17 protein-coding genes are annotated in these 19,620 nt (G+C 68.1%); all 17 read left to right on the forward strand.

What is annotated here, in order from left to right:
* The first annotated feature begins 73 nt into the window (after positions 1 to 73).
* The 17 genes from AC1HFH_RS02060 to AC1HFH_RS02140 all read left to right on the forward strand — a co-directional run bounded on the left by AC1HFH_RS02060 (position 74) and on the right by AC1HFH_RS02140 (position 19,610).
* Positions 74 to 1,573: a SpoIID/LytB domain-containing protein gene (locus AC1HFH_RS02060; protein ID WP_480245732.1), complete on the forward strand. Its 1,500-nt coding sequence runs from the start codon at positions 74 to 76 to the stop codon at positions 1,571 to 1,573.
* 141 nt (positions 1,574 to 1,714) lie between these two features.
* The gene (locus tag AC1HFH_RS02065) at positions 1,715 to 2,473 is read left to right on the forward strand and encodes a MerR family transcriptional regulator (RefSeq protein WP_480245733.1); all 759 of its coding nucleotides are present in this window, start codon (positions 1,715 to 1,717) and stop codon (positions 2,471 to 2,473) included.
* A gap of 85 nt (positions 2,474 to 2,558) precedes the next feature.
* Entirely contained in the window at positions 2,559 to 2,954 is a 396-nt protein-coding gene (locus tag AC1HFH_RS02070) for a hypothetical protein (RefSeq protein ID WP_480245734.1), read from the forward strand.
* Positions 2,955 to 2,973: 19 nt separating this feature from the next.
* Complete coding sequence (locus AC1HFH_RS02075) at positions 2,974 to 3,504, forward strand: hypothetical protein (RefSeq protein WP_480245735.1); 531 nt, start codon at positions 2,974 to 2,976, stop codon at positions 3,502 to 3,504.
* A 40-nt stretch (positions 3,505 to 3,544) separates the two neighbouring features.
* Entirely contained in the window at positions 3,545 to 4,108 is a 564-nt protein-coding gene (locus AC1HFH_RS02080) for a hypothetical protein (RefSeq protein ID WP_480245736.1), read from the forward strand.
* Positions 4,109 to 4,177: 69 nt separating this feature from the next.
* Entirely contained in the window at positions 4,178 to 5,395 is a 1,218-nt protein-coding gene (gene glf, locus AC1HFH_RS02085) for a UDP-galactopyranose mutase (RefSeq protein WP_480245737.1), read from the forward strand.
* A gap of 86 nt (positions 5,396 to 5,481) precedes the next feature.
* Positions 5,482 to 7,356: a glycosyltransferase gene (locus AC1HFH_RS02090; RefSeq protein WP_480248015.1), complete on the forward strand. Its 1,875-nt coding sequence runs from the start codon at positions 5,482 to 5,484 to the stop codon at positions 7,354 to 7,356.
* A gap of 5 nt (positions 7,357 to 7,361) precedes the next feature.
* Complete coding sequence (locus AC1HFH_RS02095; RefSeq protein ID WP_480245738.1) at positions 7,362 to 7,940, forward strand: phosphatase PAP2 family protein; 579 nt, start codon at positions 7,362 to 7,364, stop codon at positions 7,938 to 7,940.
* Position 7,941: 1 nt separating this feature from the next.
* Positions 7,942 to 8,868, forward strand: coding sequence for a decaprenyl-phosphate phosphoribosyltransferase (locus AC1HFH_RS02100; RefSeq protein WP_480245739.1), 927 nt, complete (start codon positions 7,942 to 7,944; stop codon positions 8,866 to 8,868).
* Positions 8,869 to 8,872: 4 nt separating this feature from the next.
* On the forward strand, positions 8,873 to 10,801 hold the full coding sequence (locus AC1HFH_RS02105) for an arabinofuranosyltransferase AftB family protein (RefSeq protein ID WP_480245740.1): 1,929 nt from the start codon (positions 8,873 to 8,875) through the stop codon (positions 10,799 to 10,801).
* Positions 10,802 to 11,068: 267 nt separating this feature from the next.
* On the forward strand, positions 11,069 to 12,094 hold the full coding sequence (locus AC1HFH_RS02110) for an alpha/beta hydrolase (protein ID WP_480245741.1): 1,026 nt from the start codon (positions 11,069 to 11,071) through the stop codon (positions 12,092 to 12,094).
* Between the two features lie 306 nt (positions 12,095 to 12,400).
* Positions 12,401 to 13,438 (forward strand): alpha/beta hydrolase, encoded by a 1,038-nt coding sequence (locus AC1HFH_RS02115; RefSeq protein ID WP_480245742.1) that lies wholly within the window; start codon positions 12,401 to 12,403, stop codon positions 13,436 to 13,438.
* A 289-nt stretch (positions 13,439 to 13,727) separates the two neighbouring features.
* Positions 13,728 to 14,756, forward strand: coding sequence for an alpha/beta hydrolase (locus tag AC1HFH_RS02120; RefSeq protein WP_480245743.1), 1,029 nt, complete (start codon positions 13,728 to 13,730; stop codon positions 14,754 to 14,756).
* A 155-nt stretch (positions 14,757 to 14,911) separates the two neighbouring features.
* A complete protein-coding gene (locus AC1HFH_RS02125) occupies positions 14,912 to 16,729 on the forward strand; it encodes an alpha/beta hydrolase-fold protein (protein WP_480245744.1) in 1,818 nt (605 codons plus the stop codon).
* Positions 16,730 to 16,866: 137 nt separating this feature from the next.
* Positions 16,867 to 17,382: a DUF732 domain-containing protein gene (locus AC1HFH_RS02130; protein ID WP_480245745.1), complete on the forward strand. Its 516-nt coding sequence runs from the start codon at positions 16,867 to 16,869 to the stop codon at positions 17,380 to 17,382.
* Positions 17,373 to 18,368, forward strand: a complete 996-nt coding sequence (locus tag AC1HFH_RS02135; protein WP_480248016.1) for a cutinase family protein — start codon at positions 17,373 to 17,375, stop codon at positions 18,366 to 18,368. Before AC1HFH_RS02130 ends, AC1HFH_RS02135 begins: the two co-directional genes overlap by 10 nt.
* A gap of 213 nt (positions 18,369 to 18,581) precedes the next feature.
* A complete protein-coding gene (locus tag AC1HFH_RS02140; RefSeq protein WP_480245746.1) occupies positions 18,582 to 19,610 on the forward strand; it encodes an LLM class F420-dependent oxidoreductase in 1,029 nt (342 codons plus the stop codon).
* The last annotated feature ends 10 nt before the right edge of the window (positions 19,611 to 19,620 follow it).

Below are 19,620 nucleotides of genomic sequence, written 5' to 3' on the forward strand. Positions count from 1 at the left end.
GGATTAGTCGATTGCTCGAATGTAGCCCTCGGACCGCTCAGGCCCGTTGCGACATGCCGACGAAGGAGGCGCTGTGAACCGTGGCCCCAGCCGGGGAACGCACCGGCGCACTGTTCCGCTGTTCCGCTCCATTCCGCTCCCGGTGCTGGTCAGTGGCACCGCGGTGGCGCTGACCGGCGCGGTGGCGCTGTACTGGGTGGTTCCGGCGGTGACCACAACGGCCGGCGCCGGCCACGGCCGCGGTATGAGTCAGGTCGGTGCGTTCGACGGCGCGCAGGACGGGCAGACGGCCGAGCAGATCCTCGACTACTACTACCCGGGCGCCACGCTCGGGCAGATCGGCCCCACCACCATCCGGGTCCGGCTGGCCACCCGGGACGACAGCACCCTCGACGTGGCGGCGCCCGGTGGGGCCCAGGTCGCCGGCCGGGCCCTCGCTCCCGGCGAAGCCGCGCACCTGACCCCGCTTCCCGGCGGCCGGGCGAATGTCGTGGTCACCGCTGGTTGCAACGGCGAGGTGCTGTGGCAGGCCGCGACCGACGATCCGCACGTATATCCGGTCGACCTCGGACCGGGCCGTCCGGCCGCCGAGCATCTGGCGCTCTGCGACGGCGCCGGGTATCGCGGCGCCTTGGGAGTTGCGCTCGAGGGCGAGTCGTACCGGATCGTGAACCAGGTCGATGTCGAGGACTACCTGCTCGGCGTGGTGCCCACCGAAATGCAGGCCAACTGGGCCGACAAGGGCGCGAACGAGGCGTTGCGGGCCCAGGCGATCGCGGCTCGTTCGTACGCACTCGCCGAACAGCGCTACGACTACGCCCGCACCTGCGACACCACCGACTGCCAGGTGTATCCCGGAACCGAGCGCGAGGACCCGCGCACCGCTGCCGCCGTGGCCTCGACCGCAGGCACGGTGCTGCTCCGGGACGGCCAGATCCTACGCTCGGAGTACTCCGCCGCCCCCGACGGCGGCCGGCCCGCCGATATCGGCACTTTCGCCGTGGGCCCGCGCCCCGAGGAGCTCGGCGGCCCGGTCCCCGCCCCGGCTCCGCCGCCGGTCGAGGAATTTCCGCTGCCCGAACCGGACGACCCGAGCCGTCAGGTCCGGGCCGGTGAAAGCGTCATCGACGCCGCCTACCGCCGGGTGGGTGGACCGTCCGGAAGTCTCGGTGCCCCGATCGGCCCGGAGATGCTGCTGCCCCAGCAGGCGGGAACCTATCGGCTGTACAGCAACGGCGTGATCGTGGCGACCGAAACGCTCGGCGCCCAGGTGGTCGACTTCGACACGCTGCTGCAGCTGGTTCCGGATGTCGCCGACCAGCTGCCGACGGGCTCGGTCCGTCCAGACGGCTCTGCCCTTCCAGAGGGCGCCGTCGAACCGGAGATGACAGCACCGGTCGACGAGCTCCCTGCTCCCGTCGATTCCGCCGCTCCGGTGGAGTCGGGTGCAGTCGCCCCAGCGGATCCGCTCGCAGCCCCGGCCGAATCCCCGGTCGCACACCCGCTTGCGGCCCCGGCCGCGCACCCGGCCGAATCGCCCGCTGCGCCCCCGGTCGGATCGCCGGAGCTGTGACAGTCGGAATTCGAGCGGACATCTGATTCGCGGTTTCGAATAGTTACCCCGGCGGGTCAGCGCCGGCTGGTCGGCGCTTGACCTTGACGTTACGTCAACTTGCATCCTGGTCTCACCGACGAGAACGAAGGGAGACCGGAGGTGCGAACCGGGGAATGGTCCATTCAGGATCTGGCCAAGGCGGCCGGCACCACCAGCCGCACACTGCGTCATTACGGACAGCTCGGCCTGCTGCCGCCCAGCCGGATCGGCGCCAACGGATACCGCTACTACGACCAGGACAGCCTCGTCCGGCTGCAGCGCATTCTGCTGCTGCGGGAGCTGGGGCTGGGCCTGGCGGTCATCGCCGAAGTGCTCGCCGGAGAACAGGACACCACGACGGCCCTGCGCACGCACCTGGAGCTGCTCCGGCAGCAACAGGAGTTGCTCCGGCGCCGGATCGACTCGGTGGCCACCACGCTGCACAAGACCGAAAGAGGTGAACCACTCATGGCAGCAGAGGTTTTCGACGGGTTCGAGCACACTCGGTACAAGGACGAGGTGATCGAACGCTGGGGCAAGGATGCCTACGAGGCCGGCGATCGCTGGTGGCGGGGACTGTCCGCCGAACAGAAGCGCGAATTCCAGCAGACCCAGCGCGATATCGCAGCCGACTTCGGCCGTGCCAAGCAGGCCGGACTGTTCCCGGAATCCGACGAGGTCCAGGCGATCACCGCCCGCCACCACCGGTGGCTCGGTTCCTCGGCCGTCCGTCCGGTGACCGCCGAGTATTTCCGTGGACTCGGCGAAATGTACGTTGCCGACCCGCGTTTCGGCGCCAACTACGACACGCCAGGTGGTCCCGGTACCGCCGAGTTCGTCCGGGATGCGATGAACAGCTACGCCGACCGGAACCTGTGAACGGTTTCCGGTACGTCCGGCCGAGGTGCCGCACCGACCGCGCGGTCGTATAACTGAACGCGGTACCTGGACCGGGAGTGGGTGGATGGACGATCGAGCAGCGGGGCCGCGCAGCTCCGGTGTCGCGGTGGCGGCGGGTGCGCTGGCCGTGGGGACCGGCCTGGGACTGACCGGCCTGATCGTCCGGTATCTCCAGTTCCTGGCCGCGGAACCGGAGAGCGGCGGTATCGAGGTGACGGTGCTGGCGGTATGCGCCGCGACCTACCTGACGGCCGGCGGGCTGCTGCTGGCCCGTCACCGCATCGGCCGGCGGATGCTGCTGGGTGTTTCCGGGGTGATGACCGCCGGGTCGCTGCTGGTCGTAATGTTCAACGGCGCTGCCGTCGGCTACCGGAACAGTCCGCTCACCTGGTGGACCTTGCTGAACGCCGTGCTGTTCGTGCTCGCGCTGATACGTCCGACCCGTCGCTGGGTCGGGTAGACCGACTACGGTTCGTTCCATGGTGCAACAGCAGCCCGGTACCCAGTGGCGCACGATGGTGCTGGGCGCGGCAGTCGGAACCGCGACTGTGGCGGCGGTCGGCAATCTGGTCGGCCTGGTGCTGGTGGCGCAGGCGTTCGCCGACGATCGCGCGGCGCTCGACGATTCCCTGGCCGTACTCACCGCACTCGGCAGCCTGCTGGCGGCCGCGGTCTTCGGCTACGGTGCCGTCGCCCTGCTGCGCGGTGACCGGACCGGTGGCTACGTCCTCGCCGTGGCCGCCGGCGTCCAACTGACGTTCGGCCTGATCGCATTGTTCGCCGCCGGGGTGCGCTACGACTCCGGGTACGGCATCCACTGGTTCCCGGAAAGCTCCACGGCGGAGGCGATCGGGGAGGCGTTCACCGGTGTCCTCGGCATCGTGAACACCCTGGTGCAGCACAGCGTGTCCGGCGCCGCCACCGCAATCGGGTTCGGCCTGGTCCTGCTGCTCCCCGCGCTCGCCGCCGCATCGCTGCCGGAGAACACCGGGTCCGCGGGCGACGTATAGTGCCCAAGCAGCAGGATCAGTGAACCATCAGGGGGGGCGAATGAGTTACCCGTACGGGCAGCAGCAGGGCTGGCATCAGCAGGGCTACGGACAACCGATGCCGCCCGGACCCGGCTATCCGCCCGGCGGGTACCCGCCGGGATTTCCGGCCGGTCCGCCACCGTATGGCCACCCGCCCGCGGCGCCGGTTTCCGGTGCCACCGGGATCACTGCGGCATCGCTTGCCCTGCTGATCGCGATCCTGGGCGGTATCGGTCTGACGGTCGGGCTCTTCGTCTTCATCGATTCGGACTCCGATGCGCCGACATCGGCCTTCATCGGTTTCGCGATCGGCGGATTGGTCAACTTCCTGTTGTTCCTGGGATCGGTGCTGTTGTTCATGCGTACCACCGCCGGGCGGGTGCTGGTGGCCATGGTGACGGGTCTGGCCACGGCCACCGGGATCATCCTCCCGTTGGCCAACGGTGGCTTTCCGATTCTGCTGCCCTCAGTGTTGGCGGGTGTGGTGTTCATCCTCGCCGTCGTCCCGTCCACCGGCCGGTGGATCGCCGCCAAGAACGCACCCCGTGGCTACGGCCCGCCGACGGGCTACCCGCGGTACTGATCGGCCCGCATCCGCGCGGTGGGTGACTCCACCGGGACATCCGGCGAGCTTCCGATACGCTGGGCTCCCGTGACCGTCGCATCGTCCCCCGGTAACTCAGTCAACAACTTCGATCTGATCGTGGTCGGCTCCGGCTTCTTCGGGCTGACCGTCGCCGAACGTGCCGCAAACCTGCTGGGCAAGCGGGTGCTGGTGCTGGATCGCCGCTACCACCTCGGTGGCAATGCGTATTCGGAGGACGAACCGGAAACCGGAATCGAGATCCACAAGTACGGTGCGCACCTGTTCCACACCTCGAACAAGAAGGTGTGGGACTACGTCACCCAGTTCACCGAGTTCACCGGCTATCAGCACCGGGTGTTCGCGATGCACAAGGGGCAGGCCTATCAGTTCCCGATGGGGCTCGGCCTGATCTCGCAGTTCTTCGGCCGCTACTTCACCCCGGACGAGGCGCGGGAGCTGATCGCCGATCAGGCCTCGGAGATCGACACCAAGGATGCGCAGAACCTCGAGGAGAAGGCGATCTCGCTGATCGGCCGCCCGCTCTACGAGGCGTTCATCCGCGACTACACCGCCAAGCAGTGGCAGACCGACCCGAAGGAACTGCCCGCCGGCAACATCACCCGGCTGCCGGTGCGCTACACCTTCGACAACCGCTACTTCAACGACACCTACGAGGGCCTGCCGAAACACGGCTACACCAAGTGGCTGGAGAACATGGCGGCCTCCGAGCTGATCGAGGTGCGGCTGAACACCGACTGGTTCGATGTGCGCGAGGAGCTGCGCGCGGCCAGCCCGGACGCTCCGGTGGTCTACACCGGCCCGCTGGACCGCTACTTCGACTACGCCGAGGGGGAGCTGGGCTGGCGCACCATCGACTTCGAGACCGAGGTGGTGGAGTCCGGCGACTACCAGGGCACCTCGGTGATGAACTACAACGATGCCGATGTGCCGTTCACCCGGATCATCGAGCCGCGGCACTTCCATCCGGAACGCGATTACCGAACCGACAAGACGGTGATCATGCGCGAGTTCTCCCGGTTCGCGCAGACCGGCGACGAACCGTACTACCCGATCAACACCCCCGAGGACCGCGCCAAACTGCTGGCCTACCGGGAGCGGGCGAAGGCCGAGACCGCCGAGTCGAAGGTGCTGTTCGGCGGCCGCCTGGGCACGTACCAGTACCTGGACATGCATATGGCGATCGGCAGTGCGCTGAGCATGTTCGAGAATGTGCTGCGCCCGCATTTCGAGACCGGTGCGGCGCTGGTGGAGGACGACAAGTGACCGAGCAGACCGCCATCCGCCCCGCGGCACCGGCCGTTCCGGCTGCGGCACCCGCAGCGGAGCTCGATTCCGGCCGGGCGGTCGCCCTGCTGGCCCGAGTGATCCTGCCGCGCCCCGGCGAGCCGCTGGACGTGCGCAAGCTCTACCTCGAGGAGTCGGCGACCAACGCCCGCCGGGCGCACGCCACCAGCCGGACCTCGCTGTCGATCGGCGCCGAATCCGAGGTGTCGTTCTGCACCTACTTCAATGCCCTGCCCGCCGGATACTGGCGCCGCTGGAGCATCCTGGACGCGGTGGTGCTGCGGCTGCGGCTGGCCGGGCACGGCCGGGTGGATCTGTACCGGTCCAAGGCCGACGGCTCCCGCATCCACGTACTCGGCCGCGAATTCTCCGGCGATACCGCCGCACCGGCGCTGATCGAACTGGAGACCGACCTCGGCCCGTTCGAGGACGGCGGCTGGCTGTGGTTCGACATCACCACCGACACGGCGGTGACGCTGCTGTCCGGCGGTTGGTACGCGCCGCAGCAGGCGCCGGGCGCCGGCACCATCGCGGTCGGCATGCCCACCTTCAACAGGCCCACCGATATGGTGAACACCCTCGCGGCGCTGTGCTCGGACCCGCAGGTGCTCGCGCATATCGACGCGGTGATCATCGCGGATCAGGGCACCCGCAAGGTGGTCGACGAGCCCGGGTTCACCGAGGCCGCCGCGGCGTTCGGCGACCGGATCGCCATCCACGACCAGCCCAACCTGGGCGGCTCCGGCGGCTACAGCCGGGTGATGTACGAGGCGCTGCAGACCACCGACGCCGAATTCATCGTCTACATGGACGACGATATCGAGATCGAACCCGATTCGATCCTGCGGGCGCTGGCCTTCTCCCGGTTCGCGAAGTCGCCGCTGCTGGTCGGCGGGCACATGCTCAACCTGCAGGAACGCTCGCATCTGCACGTCATGGGCGAGGTGGTGGACCGCAGCATCTTCATGTGGAGCGCCGCCCCCAACGTCGAGTACGACCACGATTTCGCCAAGTACCCGCTGCACGACCGGGACAACTCCAAGCTGCTGCACCGGCGGATCGACGTCGATTTCAACGGCTGGTGGACGTGTGTGATCCCGCGGCAGGTCGCCGGGGAGATCGGCCAGCCGCTGCCGCTGTTCCTGAAGTGGGACGATGTGGAGATCGGTCTGCGCGCCCGCGCCGCCGGCTATCCGACGGTCACCCTGCCGAGTGCGGCCGTCTGGCATATGGCCTGGAGCGACAAGGACGACGCCATCGACTGGCAGGCGTACTTCCACCTGCGCAACCGGCTGATCGTCGCCGCCATGTACCTGCCCGGCGACGGCAAGGCGATGATCGCGAACACGGTCAAGGCGACCTTGAAGCATCTGCTGTGTCTCGAGTACTCCACCGTCGCCATTCAGAACGAGGCGATCCGGGACTTCCTCGCCGGGCCGGAGCACCTGTTCGAGCTGCTGCCCTCGGCGCTCGGCAAGATCGCCGCCATGCGCAAGGAGTACCCGGACGCGGTGGTGCTGCCGTCGTCGACCGAGCTGCCGCTGGCCAGCGGCCGGAATGTGGGTGCGGTCGGCGAACCGGCGAACCCGATCGCCAAGGTGGCTCGGCTGGCCAAGGGGGTGCTGCACAACTTCCGTTCCGCGGACACCGGACACCATGAGACCCCGCAGCTGAACGTGCCGACACTCGACGCACGCTGGTTCCTGCTGTCCCAGGTCGACGGCGTCACCGTGACCACCGCGGACGGGCGGGGCGTGGTCTACCGCAAGCGTGATCCGCGCACAGCCGCCGCCCTGCTCAAGGAGGCGATGCGGTTGCGCAAGGAACTGACCGCCCGGTTCCCGGAGATGCAGCAGCGCTACCGCGCCGCCCACGCCGAGCTCAGCAGCACGGCGGCATGGGAAAAGGTATTCGGCACGACGAACGGAACCCAGCAGTGAACGCGATGAACCCGACTTTGCAGGACGGGGCGACCGGCTCGCGGCCGCCGGAGGTCGCCGTGATCAACGCGGTCCAGGCCACCATCGGCGGCAACCCGGGTGTGGTGTCCGCCGCCCGCGGCATGTCGCATTTCGGTGAGCATGCGCTCGGCTGGGTCGGTATCGCGGCGGCCGGTTGGCTGGTCGACAAGCCGCGCCGGCGCCAGTGGGCCGGTGTCGCCGTCGGCGCGGTCGGTGCGCACGCAGCATCGATCGTGATCAAGCGGGTCGTGCGCCGTCCGCGCCCGAACGACCCATCGGTGCAGGTCAACGTGTCGACACCGAGCAAACTAAGCTTCCCTTCCTCGCATGCCACGTCCACGACGGCGGCTGCGGTGTTGCTCGGCCGGTTGACCGGGCTACCCTTGCCTGCGGTGCTCGTGCCGCCGATGCTGTTGTCGCGGGTGGTGCTCGGAGTGCACTACCCCTCCGATGTGCTCGCCGGTTCGGCGCTCGGTGCAGCCTCCGCAGCGGCGTTGCTGGCCGTCGAAAAGAACCGAAACAGCCCTGCCCGACCGGGCGCTACCGCAGAAGGCGCAGCCTGAGATGAGTGAAGAGCCGACGAGTGTCGACCTGGCCGAAGGTGCCGTAAAGGGTCCCCCGAAGACCCTGGCCGGTGGTGTCGTCAAGGCGATGCGTCCGCGCCAGTGGGTGAAGAACGTCCTGGTGCTCGCGGCGCCACTGGCGGCGGGCACCGCCACCGATGTGGACGTGCTGGCGCAGGTCGGCATCGCATTCGTCGTGTTCTGTATGGCGGCCTCGGGCGTCTACCTGATCAACGACGCGCTCGATGTCGAGGCCGACCGGGCGCATCCCACCAAGCGGTTCCGGCCGATCGCGGCCGGCGTGGTTCCGATGAACCTCGCCTATGCGCTGGCGATCGCGCTGTTCACCGGCTCGATCCTGGCCTCGTTCGCGGCGGGCTGGCAGCTTGCCGTGGTGATGGCGGTCTACATCGGCATCCAGCTGGCCTACTGCTTCGGCCTGAAGCATCAGGCGGTGCTGGACATCTGCATCGTCTCGTCGGGCTTCCTGCTGCGCGCGGTGGCCGGTGGTGCGGCCGCCGACATTCCGCTGTCGCAGTGGTTCCTGCTGATCATGGCGTTCGGCTCGCTGTTCATGGCGGCCGGTAAGCGGTACGCGGAGCTGCAGATCGCGCTGAACACCGGCGCCAAGATCCGCAAATCGCTGCAGTACTACACGCCCACCTATCTGCGGTTCATCTGGACTCTCGCGGCCACCGCTGTGGTGGTGTTCTACGGCCTCTGGGCATTCGAGCAGGGCGCCGCCAAGGACACCGAGTGGTTCGCGATCTCGATGATTCCGTTTACCATCGCAATTCTGCGGTACGCGGTCGACGTCGACGGTGGCGAGGCCGGCGAACCCGAAGAGATCGCCCTGGGGGACCGCGTCCTCCAGTTCCTCGCAGTCGCCTGGATCGGAGCGGTAGGTGTCGCTGTCTATCTCACCTGACGAGATGTTGACGGGAGCGGATCGAACCGAATACGAGGAGCAGCCGGACGCCCAGCGTGCGGCTGCTCCGTCGCGCTTCTCCCGATTATCCCGCGGCATCTTCCTGAGTGGGATCGCGATCACCGTGGCGGTGTTCGCGGTGGGCGCCTGGAACCGGCGCTGGATCGCCGACGACGGCCTGATCGTGCTGCGTACGGTCCGCAACCTGCTGGCCGGTAACGGTCCGGTGTTCAACGCCGGCGAGCGGGTCGAGACCAACACCAGCACCGCCTGGACCTATCTGGTCTGGTTCTTCAGCTGGCTCACCGAGCTCCGGATGGAGTACGTGGTGCTCGGGCTGGCGCTGACCCTGTCGCTGCTCGCGATCGTGTTCGCGATGCTCGGCGCGGCGCGCCTGTGGGGCGGTACCGCGACCCAGTTGCTGCTGCCGGCCGGGGTGCTGGTGTACATCGCGCTCGCCCCGGCGCGCGACTACGCCACCTCCGGTCTGGAGTCCGGCCTGGTGATCTGCTGGGTCGGCTTGCTGTGGTGGCTGCTGATCCGCTGGACGCAGGCCGAGCGGGTCCGGGTCCCGGCTCTGTTCGGTCTGGTGTTCCTGGCGGGGCTGGCCCCGCTGGTGCGGCCGGAGGCGTCGCTGATCGGCGTGCTCGCGCTCGGCATGCTCTTCCTGGCCCCGATGCCGGAGTTCCGCTACGGCCCGACCGTGTTGCGCGCCCTGATCGTCGGCGTGGCCGGGCTGGTGCCGGTGGGGTATCAGATCTGGCGAATGGGCTACTACGGCCTGCCCTACCCGAACACGGCGGTCGCCAAGGATGCCGCAGGCGCGAAATGGGGTCAGGGCTTCGTCTACCTCTGGGATCTCGTCGGACCCTACTACCTGTGGTTGCCGCTGCTGGTGTTGCTGATCGCCGGTCTGCTGGCCGCGCGCGCCCGCGGGACAGAGTTCGGCTGGAACCGCAGCCGGATCTCGGTCACGGCGCTGCGCACCTGGTTGCGTACCCCGGCGGCAGTGGTGACCCTGATGCTGGTCAGCGGCGTGCTGCTGACCGTCTACGCCCTGCGTGTCGGCGGCGACTTCATGCACGGCCGGATGCTGCTGACCCAGTTGTTCTGCCTGCTGCTGCCGGTGGCGGTGCTGCCGCTGCGGTTCTTACCGGCGGGCGCGGGCCGCGGTGCGGTCCCCGCCGCGAGCCCGGCGTTCGCGGCGGTGGCCGTGGCGCTGCTGGGCACGGTCGGCTGGGCGTTGTTCGCCGGGAACACCACGGCGATCACGACGGGCACCAAGATTCCCGAGTCCGGCATCGTGGACGAGCGGATCTACTACGTCCTGAACACCGGACATGATCATCCGATTCTGGCCGAGGACTATCTGGACTACCCGCGGATGCGGGCGATGGTCCGCGATATCGGGAACAACCCGAACGGCGGGCTGCTGCTGAACTCGCCCTCGTTCACGTCCTGGTATCTGGATCCGCCGCCGCAGCCGATTCCCGAGGACGGCGCCGGGCATACGGTCTACTTCCTGAACCTGGGTATGACCAGCATGAACGTTCCGTTGGACGTGAAGGTGGTCGACCCGATGGGGCTGGCATACCCGCTGGCCGCGCATACCGACCGGCTCACCGACGGCCGCATCGGCCACGACAAGAGCCTGTACCCGGACTGGGTGGTGGTCGACTCCGGGATGGTGGACCAGCATCCGTGGATGCCCTGGTACATGGACGAGGAGTGGGTGGCCCAGGCCCGGGTGGCGATGTCCTGCCCGGACACCCAGGCGCTGCTGCTGTCCACCCGGGACCCGCTGGACTTCGACCGGTTCAAGCACAACCTGCGCAATGCCTTCCGGTTCGCCGAGTACCGGATCGATCGGGTGCCGAAGTACGAGATCCAGCGGTGTGGTCTGGTCGATCCGTATCCGGAACCGCCACGCTGAGATAGCCTCAGTGCATCACAGCGACCACATTTTTCCCATCTGTCCCGGTGGCAGTGCGGATAAACGTGGCCTGGGTCATTGTGTATCGTTTCGGTAACGCCCAGCTATCGATATCACGATATGGTGCACGAGAACGTTGTCGTCGGCGCGCTGGGTCGGGTGCGCGTCGACTCTTCAGTCGATGCCGTACAGACACGAAAGGCCGGAACTTCAATGCGTGGCGGACGTTTACATACCCGGGGAGTCGGGGCACGACTCAAACGAGCGATGCTGGTTTCACTTGCGGTGATCATGCCGCTGGGTGCCACCGTCGCGGCCCCGATCGGTGCGGGTACCGCATCGGCCGCGTTCAACCCGGACGGCTTCGATTTCTGGGTCGAATCCGATATGGGTCCGATCAAGTCGCGGATCTTCCGCGCCGCCGACGGCAACACCGGCCGGGTGGTGTACGCGCTGGACGGGATGCGGGCGCGCGACGACCTGAACGGCTGGGAGATCGACACCGAGGTCGCCCGCGAGCTCACCAAGTGGAACATCAATGTGGTGATGCCGGTCGGCGGCCAGTCCAGCTTCTACGCGGACTGGCGGGCACCGAGTAGCTTCCTCGGCCTGGACGCCGGTTCCGGTGGCAGCAGCACCGGGTCCGCCGCCACCGGTTCGGCTATGACCGGTTCTTCCATCGCTCCGGTCGAGGTGGACGGCAAGGCCAACACCTACCGCTGGGAAACCTTCCTGACCAGCCAGCTGCCCAACGCCCTGCGGGACCGGCTGGGTTTCAGCTCGCACCGCAACGGCGTGTTCGGGCTGTCGATGGGTGGTTCGGCCGCGCTGACGCTGGCCGCCTACCACCCGGAACAGTTCTCCTTCGCCGGCTCCTTCTCCGGCTACCTGAACATCTCCGCCCCGGGTATGCGCGAGGCGATGCGGGCCGCGATGATCTCGGCCGGTGGGTTCAACATCGACGCGATGGCGCCGCCGTGGGGTCCGGAATGGCTGCGGATGGATCCGTTCGTCTTCGCGCCGCGCCTGGTCGCCAACAACACCCGGCTGTGGATCGCCGCGGCCGCGGGTGTGCCGGCCGCCGGTGACATCTCCGGCCCGATGGAGGTCATCCAGGGTGTGCCGCTGGAGGTGCTCGCCATGACGAACACCCGCGCCTTCCAGGTCCGGATGGCGACGCTGGGCGGCGGCAACGCCACCTACGACTTCCCGCTGTTCGGCGTGCACAACTGGCGCAACTGGGAAGATCAGGTCTACAAGATGCTGCCGGACATGTCCGCCAACATCGGCTGATCGAAGCATTCGACGACAACCGCCCGGGGTCCGCACCCGGGCGGTTGTCGTATGTCCGGGGCCGGAACCGTCACGATCCAGCGGCCGGGCGGTGACGAATCGGGAGTGTCGGCGGCGTCGCTGGTTGTGCCCGGAGTCACTTTCCAGCAACATGTAGAGCATTCGTCAACGATTTATGCACGGAGAGTATGTACCGAGGTCGAATCGTCTGATTTGCCAGAATGCTTCGGCTCGGTGCCAGGTACCGGGTCCGGCGGCGTTTGCTCGGGGATTGCGTCGCCGGACGTCCGAGAAAGGTCGTTTGGAATGCGAACAGCGCGCTGGAAGCGCAGCGGATCCCGGCTGCGGCGGTGGGCAGCCGGTGTCACGATGGCACTGCTGGTCCCGATGGGGGTGATGGTCGGGGGTACGGGAACTGCGTCGGCCGCCTTCAATCCGCACGCATTCGACTTCTGGGTCGATTCCGGTATGGGGCCGATCAAGTCCCGGATCCTGCGCGCCGCCGACGGCAACACCCACCGGGTGGTCTACGTGCTCGACGGTATGCGTGCACCGGAAACCCTGAACGGCTGGGAGATCGAAACCGAGATTCCTGCCGCCCTGGCGGCGGCGAATATCAACGTCGTGATGCCGGTCGGCGGCATGTCCAGCTTCTATGCGGACTGGAATGCGCCGAGCAGCTTCTTCGGTGTCCCGCCGGGGGCCACCCCGTCCTCGGGTTCGGGCGCGGCCAATGCCTTCTCCGCGGGTCCGGGCAAGAGCTACCGCTACCAGTGGGAGACCTTCCTGACCGATCAGCTGCGCTGGGCGCTGCGCGACCGGCTCGGCTTCAATCCGAACCGGAACGGCGTATTCGGATTGTCGATGGGTGGTTCGGCCGCGCTGACGCTGGCCGCCTACCATCCCGATCAGTTCTCCTTCGCCGGTGCGTACTCGGGCTATCTGAACATCTCCGCGCCCGGTATGCGGGAGGCGATCCGTCTGGCAATGCTGGACGCCGGTGGCTACAACGTGGATTCGATGGCGCCGCCGTGGGGTCCGCAGTGGCTGCGGATGGATCCGTTCGTCTTCGCGCCCAACCTGGTCGCCAACAACACCCGGCTCTGGATCGCCGCGGCCAGTGGCCTGCCCACCGATCGGGACCTGCCGAGCGTCGGAACTGCCAACGGGATGGCGCTGGAGGCGCTGGCACTGGCGAACACCCGGGCCTTCCAGGTGCGGATGGCGACTCTCGGGGCCTCGAACGTCACCTACTCGTTCCCGGCCTACGGCATCCACGCCTGGAACAACTGGAACGACGAAGCCTTGCGGATGATTCCGGACCTTTCCGCACATATCGGCTGATCCACGTCGTTATCGGTGAAATTCACCGATTCGGGCCCGGGCCGCGCGATTTCGCGGTTCGGGCCCGAATCGTGTTGCCGGTGGCCCGCTTCCCTTCCGTTCCTCTTGCCTAGGGTTCGGCGGTCGAATATCCTCCAGCGAGCGAAAGTGTGACCACATCGTTGTTGTGCGGCTCTGTGTGTCGGAAGGTCGGGATCCGACATGAAAGTGACGTGCATCACATCGGTAGCGCCGGCAGGGCCCGTGAACGACGCGGCCCGGCCACGACAGCAGAAAGAGAGCTGAATACATGCGTTTCGGCAGGGCCGTCGCGCCGCAGAGTGAACAGGCGCAGATGCCGCGATCCCGAACCGGACGAGCAGCACGGCGACTACTGGCCGCCGGAGCTGCCGCGCTCGTGCTGCCGATCGCAGCGGGGGTGGCCGCGCCGATTGCGGCCGCGGCTCCCGCGCCGGTGCTGCGCGCACCGGCCGGTGGTTACGAAGAACTGATGGTCCCGTCGCAGATGGGCCCGATCAAGGTGCAGGTGCAGTGGGCCCGCAACGGCGGCAGCTCGGCGCTCTACCTGCTCGACGGTCTGCGCGCCCGCGACGACCGCAACGCCTGGTCCTTCGAGACCAACGCGATGGAGCAGTTCGCCAACGACAACGTCACCCTGGTGATGCCGGTCGGCGGTGAGTCCAGCTGGTATGCGGACTGGAACCGGCCCAGCAACATCAACGGCCAGAAGACCACCTACAAGTGGGAGACCTTCCTGACCGAGGAGCTGCCGGCCTTCCTGGAAGGCTACGGCGTCTCCCGCACCAACAATGCGGTGGCCGGTCTGTCCATGAGCGGTCCGGCGGCGCTGCGGCTGGCGGCGCTGCACCGGGATCAGTTCCAGCATGCGTCGTCCTTCTCCGGGCCGCTGGACTGGAGTGCGCCGGGCATGCGGGAAGCGATCCGCGTCATGATGCTCGACGCCGGCCGGTTCAATGTCGACGCGATGGCCGCACCGTGGAGCCCGGCCTGGGTGCGGATGGACCCGATGGTCTTCGCCCCCGAACTGCGGGGCACGCCGCTCTACATCTCGGCGGCCACCGGCCTGCCGGGTGAGTTCGACCATGTGTCCTCCGCAATCGGCGCGTTCAACACCGCCAACGCGATGGGGATCGAGGTGCTGTCCTTCGCCAGCACCAAGGCCTTCCAGCGTCGGCTGAACTCGCTGGGCATCGCCGCCGAATACGATTTCCCGCCGGCCGGTACCCACTCCTGGAAGTACTGGGAGGAGCAGCTGTGGAAGGCGCGCCCGCACATCCTGGGTGCACTCGGCGCCTGATTTCCTAGGCCCCGCGCGGCTTGTCGGGCCGGTTCACCGATTGTGGTGAACCGGCCCTTTTGCGTGTCCCTACCGGGAATTCCGAGTTTGCCGGTGTACAACCGATTGATGGCAGGTCCTCGATCGGGGTGGCAATCGGGCGGAGAGGGGGCACCATGAAACGTGCGGTCGGGACGTCGATGCGACGTCTGCTGGGAATTGCGGTCACCGCTGCGGCATTGGTGTTGCCCGCTGTTTGCACGCCGGTTTCGGCGCAACCCGCTCCGGGGGCAGTCGTGCAGCGGGTCGAATGGTTGTCCGACCGCCGGGTGGCGCTGTGGGTCTACTCGCCGGCCATGGACACCCCGATCCAGGTGCAGCTGCTGCTCGCCCGGGACTGGAACGCCCGGCCGGATGCGAGCTTCCCGATGCTGTTGATGCTGGACGGGTTACGCGCCCAGGACGACGAGAACGGCTGGACCAAGGACGCCGACGCCGAGGGATTCTTCGCCGACAAGAACGTCAACGTCGTGCTCCCGGTGGGTGGCCAGGCCAGCTGGTACACCGACTGGCTGGAGCCGAACAACGGTCACCACTACCGGTGGGAGACCTTCCTCACCGAGGAGTTGCCGCCGGTACTCGAACGCGACTGGCGGACCACCCCGGTGCGTGGTATCGAGGGCCTGTCGATGGGCGGAACCGCGGCGATGAACCTCGCGGCCCGGCAACCGGGTTTCGCGAAGTACGTGGCCTCCTATTCCGGTCTGCTCACCACCACGACACTGGGGATGCCGCAGGCGATCCAGTTCGCCAACCGGGATGCCGGCGGGTTCGACGCCGCCGCGATGTGGGGCCCGCCGACCAGTCCGGAATGGGCGGCGCACGACCCGTACCTGCTCGCCGACCGGCTGCGCGGGGTGAGCATGTACGTCTCCAGCGGCAGCGGCCTGGCCGGATCGCACGACCCGTTGGGCGATCTCCCGCTGCTCAGCACCAACTGGGCCGGTACCGGGCTGGAAATCCTCTCCCGGTTGTCCACCGAGAACTTCGTGACCAAGCTGGACGAACTGCAGATCCCGGTCACCGCCAACTATCGGCCGTCCGGCACGCACAGCTGGCCGTATTGGGATTTCGAGATGCGGCAGTCGTGGCCGCAGGCCGCGGCGGCGCTCGGCACCGACGGCGGCACCGCCTGTGACCCGGGTGGTGCCATCGCGGCCGCCCGGCAGGCACACGCCTGGCTGGGCAACTGCCTGACCACCGAATACCCGGCCGGATCCGGTGTGGCCCAGGACTATTACGGCGGCCGGGTGTTCTATTCGGCAGCGACCGGGGCGCACCCGGTCGGTGGCCGGATCGGCGGTGCCTACACCGCCGCGGGCGGCGCCGGATCACCGCTCGGCCTGCCCGCCGAGGCCGAACGCGGCCTGCCCGACGGCCGCGGCCGGATGCAGCCGTTCGAGCACGGCGCAATCTACTGGACCCCGGAGACCGGCGCCCACGCGGTACGCGGCGAGATCCTTGCCGAATGGGGGCGACAGGGCTTCGAGGGCGGACCGGCCGGCTATCCGGTCTCCGCCGAGACCCGGACCCCCAACCGCGACGGAGCCGTGCAGACCTTCGAACACGGCCCGATGTTCTTCAGCCCGGAGACCGGCGCACACCGGGTCCAGGGTCTGATCCTGGCCAAGTACCAGGAGCTCGGTTTCGAGGACAGCGTGCTGGGATTCCCGACGGCCGGGGAGGCACCGCTGAAGGATCTCGGCGCGTACAGCAGCTTCGAGGGTGGCGCCATCTACTGGAGCCCGCTGTCCGGCGCCTGGGCGGTGCGCAACGGTCCGATCCTCGATGCCTGGGGTGCCCAGGGGTTCGAGAACGGGCCGCTCGGCTATCCGACCGGTGACGAACACCTGATCCCGGGCGGTATCCAGCAGAACTTCCAGACCGGCTCGATCGTGGTCCGGGACGGCTTGGCCGAGGTCAGGGCCCTGTGAAAGGCCGGGCAGGGCACTGAGAGTTCTCTGAGCATCCTCGCCGCTGCCCCGAGTTCGCGGGAACTGCCGCTAGCCTGGTCTGCGATCGCTCCCAGCCGTGGAGCAGCTACCCGGCGAACATACGAGGAAGACCCTTCATGCATCGCATCCCTGTCGCAGTTGTCGGATCGATCGCGGCCCTGGCGGCTGCCGGTCTGCTGACCGCTTGCGGTGACAACGAGTCGACGGCGTCGCAGACCCCGACCCTGACCACCGCAGCCGACGCGAGCACGTCGGTTTCCGAGCCCACCCCCGAACCCGCCCCCGAGGCGCCGGCCCCCGAAGGGCAGCCCGGTGAGCCGCCCGCCGCCGAACAGCCGGCGCCGGAGCCGAGCCCCGCCGAGGAGCCGGCACCCGCACCGGCCGACGAGCGGGACGCGGCGTACATCGACGCGCTGGGTGCGCGCGGTATGCACCCCGAGGACACCCAGACCGCCGTGGTGGCCGCCCAGTACGTCTGCCAGGGCCGGGCCGCCGGCGCCACGGATGAGGAGCTGCGTGCCTATGTCGGCGCGATGGCCGGTACCGACCCTGCGTTCGAGGCCAGCGGCAAGTCCGTGGACGAAGCCGCCACCGCCTATATCGAGGCGGCGACCGAAACCTACTGCCCGTGAACGCCCGGGCATCGAGGCGATCACGCCGGATCCGGCCGCTGGGGTGTCTGACCGCCCTGGCGGTGCTGGTGCTGGTGATCGTGGTGGTGGTGCTGCTGTGGTACCTGCTGGCCGGGCGGCTGCGGGAGCCCGGGCCCACCCCACCCGGTCCACCGCGCCCGGATTCGCAGTCCGCCGACTGCCCGGATGTGATGATGATCTCGGTGCCCGGCACCTGGGAGTCGGCGTCGAACGACGACCCCTACCACCCCACCGCCAACCCGGCCTCGCTGATGCTCAACGTCACCGAGCCGTTGCGGGCCCGGTTCCCGGCGGAGCGGCTCGAGGTCTACACGGTGCCGTACGTGGCCCAGTTCTCGAACCCCATCGCCCTGCCGCCGGACGGGCAGGAGTCCTACAACAACAGCCGCAGCGAGGGCACCCAGCGGACGGTGGATGTGCTCGCCGAGCGGCATGCGGCCTGCCCGCTGACCACCTATGTGCTGGCCGGGTTCTCCCAGGGCGCGGTGATCGTCGGCGATGTCGCCGCGCAGATCGGTGCCGGCAACGGTCCGGTACCGGCGGATCTGGTGCTCGGCGTGACCGTCCTCGCGGACGGCCGCCGCACCGCCGACAACGGGCCGGGGCAGCCGGTCGAGATCGGCAGCCCGCCGCCCGCCGGGGTGGGCGCCGAGGTGGCGCTGCGCGGCATCGAGGTGCCCGGGATCACCATGACCGGGCCGCGGGCGGGTGGCTTCGGCGCGCTCGCCGATCGCACCAACAGCATCTGCGCACCCGGCGACCTGATCTGTGACGCCCCGCGTGAGGCGCTGAATCCGATCAATGTGCTGGGCAGCCTCAACTCCCTGATCCAGGCGGCCGGCAACCCGGTGCACGCGCTGTACAACTCTTTCACCGTCGATGCCGACGGCACCACGGCACCCCAGTGGACGGTCGAGTGGGCGGCCGGGCTGATCGACGGTGCGCCGTATCCGCCGCACTCCTGACCCGGAGCGCAATGGTGAGTCCCACCCGATGAGACCCCGGTGTGTCGTGACAATCACTTACCGGTGAGTATCGGAGTCGGTCACCGTGTGATGTGACATACGCACGCCAGTTCGCGGACACGCTGTAAAGTGCGCTGATGATCGCGCTCCCGCCGCCCGTCGGCAGGGCGTGTACCGACCGGTAACCACCCGTACAGCCAGGAGCCTGAGTAGATGACCGAAGCCGCCGCGCCCACTGGTGTGGAATCGGAGTTGACCGCACTGGGCACGCCGCTGCGACCGTTCCGCTTCGCTGCCGCGGGCGAGGGCAACAAGCAGGAGGGCGGTGCCCGAAAGTTCGTCCGGACGGCGCAGCAGGCCGAGGAGTACGGTTACGACACCTTCGTGGTGCCGGACCACCTGGGCGACCAGATCGGCCCGATCGCCGCACTCGGCGCGCTGTCCCAGGCGACCGACCGGATCCGGCTGGGCACCTCGGTGCTCGCCAACGGCTTCCGGCACCCGGTGGTGCTGGCCAAGGATCTGGCCACCATCGATGTGCTGTCCAAGGGGCGCCTGGAGGTCGGCCTCGGCGCCGGCTGGAAGCAGGACGAGTTCGCCGCCGCCGGGATCGAGTACGACCGGCCCGGTGTGCGACTGGCCAAGCTGGACGAATCGCTGACCATCCTGGACACGCTGCTGCGCGGCCAGGAATGCAACTTCGACGGCAAGTACTTCCAGGTCCACGGCATCAAGGGCACACCGCGCCCGCGGCAGGGTCCGCGCCCGCCGATCTGCACCGGTGGCGGCGGCCCGCGGATGCTGAAGCTGGCCGCCAAGCACGCCGACATCGTCTCGGTGGTGCCGGTGACCACGCCGGGCGGTAAGGGCCTGCTGTCGGGAATCACCCTCGAGAAGACTCTCGAAAAGGTGCACCTGATCAAGGAAGCCGCCGGTGACCGGTTCGCCGAAATCGAGCTGAACTGGGCGATCACCGCGATCGTGATCACCGATGACCGGGAGAAGACCGCAGAGATGGCGTTGTCGGCCATCGAGCGCGGCCTGCACCCCGATCTCGAGGTGGACGTGCAACTGGGTGTCGAGGACATCCTGAACTCGCCCTATGTCGCGATCGGTTCCTTCGAAGAGATCGCCGAGCAGATCAAACGGGTGCGAAAGCTCACGTCGATGTCCTATGTCGGCATCTTCCCCACCCAGATGGATGCGTTTGCTCCGGTGATTCCGCTGCTGCGGGAGGAGTGAGCCGGCGTTC

The organism is Nocardia sp. KT25-26 (genome assembly GCF_056627695.1).

What these genes read in the sequence shown, in the direction of transcription:
- AC1HFH_RS02115 (WP_480245742.1), top strand. Translation starts at nt 12,401, where the DNA reads ATGCGAACAGCGCGCTGGAAGCGCAGCGGATCCCGGCTGCGGCGGTGG.
- AC1HFH_RS02125 (WP_480245744.1), top strand. Translation starts at nt 14,912, where the DNA reads ATGAAACGTGCGGTCGGGACGTCGATGCGACGTCTGCTGGGAATTGCG.
- AC1HFH_RS02105 (WP_480245740.1), top strand. Translation starts at nt 8,873, where the DNA reads ATGTTGACGGGAGCGGATCGAACCGAATACGAGGAGCAGCCGGACGCC.
- AC1HFH_RS02140 (WP_480245746.1), top strand. Translation starts at nt 18,582, where the DNA reads ATGACCGAAGCCGCCGCGCCCACTGGTGTGGAATCGGAGTTGACCGCA.
- AC1HFH_RS02120 (WP_480245743.1), top strand. Translation starts at nt 13,728, where the DNA reads ATGCGTTTCGGCAGGGCCGTCGCGCCGCAGAGTGAACAGGCGCAGATG.
- AC1HFH_RS02100 (WP_480245739.1), top strand. Translation starts at nt 7,942, where the DNA reads ATGAGTGAAGAGCCGACGAGTGTCGACCTGGCCGAAGGTGCCGTAAAG.
- AC1HFH_RS02130 (WP_480245745.1), top strand. Translation starts at nt 16,867, where the DNA reads ATGCATCGCATCCCTGTCGCAGTTGTCGGATCGATCGCGGCCCTGGCG.
- AC1HFH_RS02070 (WP_480245734.1), top strand. Translation starts at nt 2,559, where the DNA reads ATGGACGATCGAGCAGCGGGGCCGCGCAGCTCCGGTGTCGCGGTGGCG.
- AC1HFH_RS02075 (WP_480245735.1), top strand. Translation starts at nt 2,974, where the DNA reads ATGGTGCAACAGCAGCCCGGTACCCAGTGGCGCACGATGGTGCTGGGC.
- AC1HFH_RS02080 (WP_480245736.1), top strand. Translation starts at nt 3,545, where the DNA reads ATGAGTTACCCGTACGGGCAGCAGCAGGGCTGGCATCAGCAGGGCTAC.
- AC1HFH_RS02110 (WP_480245741.1), top strand. Translation starts at nt 11,069, where the DNA reads ATGCTGGTTTCACTTGCGGTGATCATGCCGCTGGGTGCCACCGTCGCG.
- AC1HFH_RS02095 (WP_480245738.1), top strand. Translation starts at nt 7,362, where the DNA reads ATGAACCCGACTTTGCAGGACGGGGCGACCGGCTCGCGGCCGCCGGAG.